Source organism: Pseudomonas sp. PS01300 (assembly GCF_029960155.1).
Lineage (GTDB): Bacteria > Pseudomonadota > Gammaproteobacteria > Pseudomonadales > Pseudomonadaceae > Aquipseudomonas > Aquipseudomonas palmensis.
Genome location: NZ_JASCPN010000181.1, coordinates 1 through 255, shown reverse-complemented (window position 1 = coordinate 255; position 255 = coordinate 1). Strand labels below are relative to the sequence as shown.

Annotated in this window: 1 protein-coding gene; it reads right to left on the bottom strand. The window is 52.5% G+C overall.

Annotated features, from left to right (window positions below; genetic code table 11):
- Positions 1-255: hypothetical protein (locus tag QMX96_RS26970; protein WP_282362746.1), on the bottom strand; the 255-nt coding region annotated here is incomplete at both ends.

The following is a 255-nucleotide window of genomic DNA, read 5'->3' as shown; positions in this document are numbered from 1 at the left end:
CTTGCCCTACGCCAATCCCACCACCCAGCAGATCGGTTTTGCCGTAATTGAGGTTGCGGTCGTAATAGGCGAGTTGTTCCCAGTTCTGAAGGAATCTGTCGTTGATCAGGTATTCCTGATTCACCTTCGGATCATAGAAGTTCGCGTGGTTGATCTCGTAGTTCTTGAGCAACGCCAACGTTTCCGAGGCGGTATACACCTTGTGCGGTTCGCTGATGCTCGGCACATCCCCTTTGTCCGTGGTCGCATAGTTCG